Genomic DNA, 5,921 nt, shown 5'->3' with positions numbered 1-5,921 from the left:
TGTGCGGGTTTGACAACCAGCTCGACTCCGGTAAGGATGGTAAGCTGATGCTCACCCTGACCAACGTGTTTACTAAGATGATGAACTTCAAGAACGTTTTCCGCTGGCATCTTCCCTTCCTTTTGCTGTTGGGATTATTCAGTTTACGTGCTGTCGCGGCCGATACCTTATTGATTTTGGGCGACAGTTTAAGTGCTGGCTATCGGTTGCCTGTAGCACAGGCCTGGGCAACTCGCCTGGCCGATGAGTGGCAAAAACACCCCGGCCACCCGAACGTGGTCAATGCCAGTATCAGCGGCGACACCGCCGCTCAGGGGCTGGCACGCTTGCCCGAGCTATTGAAACAACATCAGCCCCGCTGGGTGCTGATTGAACTGGGTGCCAACGATGGTCTGCGCGGCTTCCCGGCTGCGGATATCGAGCGCGACCTCAACCAGATTATCACGCTGGTTTTGCAGGCGGGTGCCAAACCGCTGCTGATGCAAATTCATATTCCGCCAAACTATGGCCGCCGCTACACCGAGGCCTTCGGTGCGCTGTATCCGGCGTTGGCCAAGCAGTTCAACATTCCGCTGCTGCCGTTTTATATGGAACAGGTGGTGATCAAACCGGAATGGATGCAGGATGACGGATTGCACCCCAATCAGGATGCCCAGCCGTTTATCGCCACCTGGATGGCGCAACAGCTGGAACCACTAGTAAAACATGAGTCTAACTGAATAGGGTTAGCTACTAGGTAAAGTTATGCAAAAAGCGGTATTGATAACCGGCTGTTCCAGCGGGATAGGATTGATTGCAGCGCAAGATCTGCGTAACCGTGGCTATCGCGTGCTGGCCGCCTGCCGTAAGCCGGAGGACGTGGAAAATATGCGTCAACTAGGGTTGGAAGGCATTGAGCTGGATCTGGACGATAGCGCCAGCGTCGAACGCGCCGCCGCACAGGTGATCGAACTGACCAACGGGCGGTTGTACGGCCTGTTCAACAATGCCGGTTTTGGCGTTTACGGTCCACTCAGCTCGATTTCACGCCACCAGCTGGAACGGCAATTCTCCGCCAACCTGTTTGGCACCCACCAGCTCACCCAGTTGCTGCTGCCAGCGATGCTGCCGCACGGTGAAGGGCGCATTATCCAAACCAGTTCGGTGATGGGGTTAATCTCTAGCGCCGGTCGCGGGGCCTATGCCGCCAGCAAATTTGCGCTGGAAGCCTGGTCAGACGCGTTGCGTATGGAGCTGCACGGCAGCGGCATTCAGGTCAGCCTGATCGAGCCAGGCCCGCTGACCACCCACTTCACCCAGAACGTCAATCAGGCGCAGAGCGATAAACCGGTGCACAACCCAAGCATCGCCAAGCGTTTGACGCTGCCCGCCGAAGCCGTGTTACCGAAGCTGCGCCACGCGTTGGAAAGCCCCAAAGCCCAACTGCGCTACCCGGTCACCCTACTGGCGCATACCATGAGCATCCTGCGCCGCCTGCTACCGGGCCGTGCGCTGGACTGGCTATTGCGCAGTAATGGTTAAGCAAACGGGGGCTAAGGGTTGAAGCGCGCCAGTTCGCCCCCATCTAGAATAGATTGATTCTGCAAGATCAGATTAGAGAGAAACCATGCTAGCTCAAGCCGTTGTTGATATTAACGAAACTAACCTGCACCAAACGCTGGAACAGTCCATGTCCCTGCCGGTGCTGTTCTATTTCTGGTCGGATCGCAGCCAGCACTGTCTGCAACTCACCCCGATACTGGATAAGCTGGCGGCGGAATACGCGGGTCAGTTCGTTCTGGCGAAGGTGGATTGCGATGCCGAGCAGGCGATTGCCGCCCAATTTGGCCTGCGTTCCCTGCCAACCGTCTATCTGTTCAAGGAGGGTCAGCCGGTTGATGGTTTCCAAGGGCCGCAGCCGGAAGAGATGATCCGCGAATTCCTGCAGCGTTTCCTGCCCAAGGCCGAAGATCTCAAGCTGGCAGAAGCCACTGAACTGTTGCAGGAAGACCGCGCCGTTGATGCTCTGCCTTTGCTGAAAGACGCCTGGAGTCTCAGCAACCAGCGCAGCGATATCGGCCTGACCTTGGCGGAAACCCAGATCGCCCTGAACAAGACGGATGATGCCGAAGCGGTGCTGGCGACCATCCCATTGCAGGATCGCGATACCCGTTACCTCGGCCTGGTCGCGCAGATTGAGCTGTTGAAGCAGGCTGCCGATACGCCGGAAATTCAGCAGTTGCAGCAGCAGGTTCAGCAACAGCCGGAAAACGTCGAGCTGGCCGTACAGCTAGCCTTGCAGTTGCATCAGGTTGGCCGTAACGAAGAGGCGCTGGAATTGCTGATGGGCCATCTGAAAAAAGATTTGGCGGCGGCTAACGGTAGCGCCCGCAAGACCTTGATGGATATTCTGGCCGCACTGGGGACTGGCGATGCGCTGGCCGCCAAATATCGCCGCCAGCTGTATTCACTGCTGTATTAATCGAACTTGGGCGCAGCCGCACGGTTGCGCCCTGCATCAAACATCAAGCCTCCTGCACCGTTTTCCCCTCTTTGACGAACAACATGGCGATAAAGCCCACCACCGTGATCATCGCGGCAAAATAGAACCCCGCATTCAGCGTCCCCGTGCTGTCGGCAAGAAAGCCGGTCACGTAAGGCGCAAAGATCGACGCCGCCATGCCAAAGAAGTTATACAGCCCGAAAGCGGTACTGAGAGCGGCGCGCGGGGCGTTGTCTGCCACCAGTGCGATCAGTACCGGGTTGAGGCTGATTTTGCCGATAAAGCCATACAGCACCAATACGCCAATCAACGCCGCTTCGCTGGTGGAATAGACGATGCCGAAGATCGCCAGCAGTGAGAAAGGCAGCATAAACAGCACCACCGGTTTTCTGCGGCCCAGTTTGTCGGAGATATAGCTGCAAATCAGCGTCCCGAGCACCGATATCCACGGCACGATAGAGGCAATGCTGGCGGCATGCACAATATCCATGCCGCGTTCTTTTTGCAGATAGTACGGTAGCCAGGTAATGATGACGAAGAAGCCGTAAATCGAACAAAAGATGGTGATATAAGCCATCAGCAGGTTACGGTTTTTAAACAGATCCAGGAAACTGAATTCGCTCTTTGCTGCCGCCGCTGCTGGAGTGTCGCTGGCACTTTGCGGTGCTTTTTCCCGAATGAAAAACAGCATCAGCAGCGCCACAATAAATACCGGCACTGCCATCGCCAGGAACGGCATTTTCCATGAGGTATGAAAGTGTTCGATCATAAAGCTGGAAAGGTAATACCCCAGCGCGATACCAAACGACATCCCACTGCCGATCACCGCACTGCCCAAGGTGATCCATTTCTTGGGGATGGCCTCGGAAGAAAGCGCATACTGCGGGCCATAATAGACGCCTTGCGAAGCGCCGGTCAGCATCCACAGCACGATGAAAATCAGAAAGTTGGATGAAATGCTGACGGTAGCGATAAACAGCGCAAACAGCATGAAACCGCTGACCAGAATGCGTTTTCTGCCCAAGCGGTCACCTAATAGCCCCGCAGGCACCTGTAAAAGGGTGTAGGTCAGAAAGAACAGGCTGCTGATTAAGCCCAGATGGCTTTTTGACAGACCGAATTCGTTTTGGATCTGCGGCATGATGGGGCTAAGAACCGATCGCCCGGCATAGATAACGACCCAGCCGAGGAAGAAGATCACGACGGTTTTAATCCAATAGGGCATTCGCTCTGTTTTTATAGTTTGCATATTCATTTTCCCTTGTTTTGATGGGCCGCCAGGCCCATCCAGTATTACGGCGTAATTAATGTCCCCGCGGTGCCCGCCAGTACCGACTCGATATCTTGCAAGGCACCGATATGTGCCACCTTGCCGCTACGCTGCACAAAGCGGCTAACCGCCATGATTTTTGGCCCCATCGAGCCATCGGCTACCGCCATCGGTGCCAGCTCTTGAGTGGTGGCCGAACGAATGGCTTTTTGCTGCGGCGTGCCCCAATGCTGATACACCGCATCCGCATCGGTGAGGATCACCAGGTGATCGGCATCCAGGGCTTCAGCCAGTAATGCTGAGGCCAGATCCTTGTCGATCACCGCTTCGCTGCCGACCATTCCCTCTGCGCTGGCCACCATCGGAACGCCGCCACCGCCGTTGCAAATCACAATGTGGTTTTTCGCCAACAGCAGATTGATCGCTTCAATATCGATAATCTTTTTCGGTTCAGGGGAAGGCACTACCCGGCGTAGGTATTGCCCATCCAGCTTCATGCTCCAGCCATACTTTTGCTCCAGCTCGGCTTGCTGTTGCGGCTCATAAACCGGCCCGATAAATTTGCTGGGTTCCCGATAGGCCGGATCTTCGCTGTCTACCAAGACGCGAGTCAGCAACGTAGACACCGGCTGAGCAGGATGGAACGCCCCTAGCTGCTGGGCCAGCATATAGCCGATCATGCCCTGGCTTTCCGCCACCAGAATGTCCAGCGGATAAGGAGGAACATCGCGATAGGCCAGGTTTTGTAACGCCAACAGTCCCACCTGTGGGCCGTTGCCGTGCACGATGGCGATGCGGTATTTCTTGGCCAACTTGCCAATGGCATCGGCAATTAACGCAATGCTCTGATATTGATTCTCTGCAGATAACACCGCGCCACGCTTTAACAGGGCGTTGCCACCCAAGGCAATTACTAACGTTTCCATTCACATACCCATTTTTTAAGTAATAGCAGCCCATACCGAACGGCATTCAGTAGGGTTTTCCGCTGATAAATTAATAAAGACGATTGATTGCCATAACGCCCAGCAAAACGCCCAATAGCGTATCCGCACCGGAAAAATGCCCGGTTGCCAACATATCTTTGATGGCCACGGGTAATTCTTTAGGCATGAGTAAGGCACGTGCCAGGAGTTGTACCGGGGTGGAAAAGATCCCCTGCTCGGCAAACTGCAAATAGTGGACGCTGACCAAGGTGGTCAACTGGTTTAAAGGTTGGCTGGCAGCAAAAAAGGACGGCAACCTTGCGATATCCACGCGGCTATCGAGATGAGCCGCCAGCAACATGCCCAGCACCGTGTCGTCATTGCTTGGCGTCAAGCCGGGTCCTTTGCCAAGCACCGCGCTCCAGTCTACTTTCTCCCCCAGCAACCAGGCGGTAAAGTGCTGCTGTAGCTCGCGAATTTCCAGGCAATGCGGCTGGTCAACCAGGCTATCCAGGCGGCCAAACAGGCCGGTCTGGGCGTCAACATCAGCCAGCGCGACGGCCAATGGCGGCAGCGCGATTTCGCCACTCACCTTCAGGCTGAGATCCAACTGCCTTCCCTGACGGTAGATGGCAATGTCCTCCAGTTCGATCCCCGTCGGTGAAAGCTGGCAATGCCGGGCCGCAGGCAGGCTGTCAAAGATTTCGTCGAAATCGTCATCGCCAATTTCCCAGCCCATCGGGCTAAGCCCGCGCCCTTCACGGTGCAGCGTCAGTAGCCGATCGTTAGGTGAGAGAAAGTTGATGGCATTGTTGAAACGCCCCACGCAGCGTAACGGACCGTAATCTTGCGTGGCATAGCGGCTGATGGCCAACGCGGTGATATCCATAACTGGCTCCCCAGCCCGGAGTTGCCTCCGGGCGAACTGGTTGTTACGCGCTGATACCCAGTTTTTCTGCCAGTGCTTCGATGGCTTTTTCAAAACAGCCCAATGGAGCACGCACAGTACCGGCACCAATCTGCCCAACCCCGGCTTCACGGTGGGCAATTCCGGTGTTGATCAATGGCGTGATACCGGTTTCCACCACCCGGCGAGCATCCAGCCCCAGGCAAGCCCCCTGGAAGTCCCAGGTTGGGATTTGCAGCATCATGTTGCGTTCCAGGTAAATCTCGGCCATCTCTTCGGAGATATCGGTCGCGGCACTCATCCCCCCGGCGGCACCGACAAAGCGGGTCACACCAG

General features: G+C 55.9%; 6 protein-coding genes and 2 pseudogenes. 3 read left to right on the top strand and 5 right to left on the bottom strand.

The window, feature by feature from the left end; all coding sequences use genetic code 11:
- Nucleotides 1–110: pseudogene (locus tag ACLQ7H_RS01160) on the bottom strand (ABC transporter ATP-binding protein); the annotation flags it as partial.
- Between ACLQ7H_RS01160 and tesA the strand changes: the two are divergent.
- The 3 genes from tesA to ACLQ7H_RS01145 all read left to right on the top strand — a co-directional run bounded on the left by tesA (nt 81) and on the right by ACLQ7H_RS01145 (nt 2,461).
- On the top strand, nt 81–719 hold the full coding sequence (gene tesA / locus ACLQ7H_RS01155) for a multifunctional acyl-CoA thioesterase I/protease I/lysophospholipase L1 (protein WP_411751086.1): 639 nt from the start codon (nt 81–83) through the stop codon (nt 717–719). The pseudogene ACLQ7H_RS01160 and the gene tesA sit on opposite strands and share 30 nt — an antisense overlap.
- Nucleotides 720–744: 25 nt before the next feature.
- Nucleotides 745–1,521 (top strand): SDR family oxidoreductase, encoded by a 777-nt coding sequence (locus ACLQ7H_RS01150; protein ID WP_411751085.1) that lies wholly within the window; start codon nt 745–747, stop codon nt 1,519–1,521.
- 85 nt (nt 1,522–1,606) lie between these two features.
- On the top strand, nt 1,607–2,461 hold the full coding sequence (locus ACLQ7H_RS01145) for a co-chaperone YbbN (protein WP_411751084.1): 855 nt from the start codon (nt 1,607–1,609) through the stop codon (nt 2,459–2,461).
- Between the two features lie 43 nt (nt 2,462–2,504).
- Here ACLQ7H_RS01145 and ACLQ7H_RS01140 read toward each other — a convergent pair whose 3' ends face one another.
- The 4 genes and pseudogenes from ACLQ7H_RS01140 to ACLQ7H_RS01125 all read right to left on the bottom strand — a co-directional run.
- The gene (locus ACLQ7H_RS01140; protein WP_411751083.1) at nt 2,505–3,731 is read right to left on the bottom strand and encodes an MFS transporter; all 1,227 of its coding nucleotides are present in this window, start codon (nt 3,729–3,731) and stop codon (nt 2,505–2,507) included.
- Between the two features lie 44 nt (nt 3,732–3,775).
- On the bottom strand, nt 3,776–4,678 hold the full coding sequence (locus tag ACLQ7H_RS01135) for a carbamate kinase (RefSeq protein ID WP_411751082.1): 903 nt from the start codon (nt 4,676–4,678) through the stop codon (nt 3,776–3,778).
- Nucleotides 4,679–4,748: 70 nt separating this feature from the next.
- Complete coding sequence (locus ACLQ7H_RS01130; protein ID WP_411751081.1) at nt 4,749–5,567, bottom strand: DUF2877 domain-containing protein; 819 nt, start codon at nt 5,565–5,567, stop codon at nt 4,749–4,751.
- 43 nt (nt 5,568–5,610) lie between these two features.
- A pseudogene (locus tag ACLQ7H_RS01125) lies at nt 5,611–5,921 on the bottom strand (hypothetical protein); the annotation flags it as partial.

Source organism: Serratia sp. (in: enterobacteria) (assembly GCF_046715635.1).
GTDB lineage: Bacteria > Pseudomonadota > Gammaproteobacteria > Enterobacterales > Enterobacteriaceae > Chania.
The sequence above is the reverse complement of the archived record's forward strand: the minus strand, read 5'-3'. Positions and strand labels throughout refer to the sequence as shown.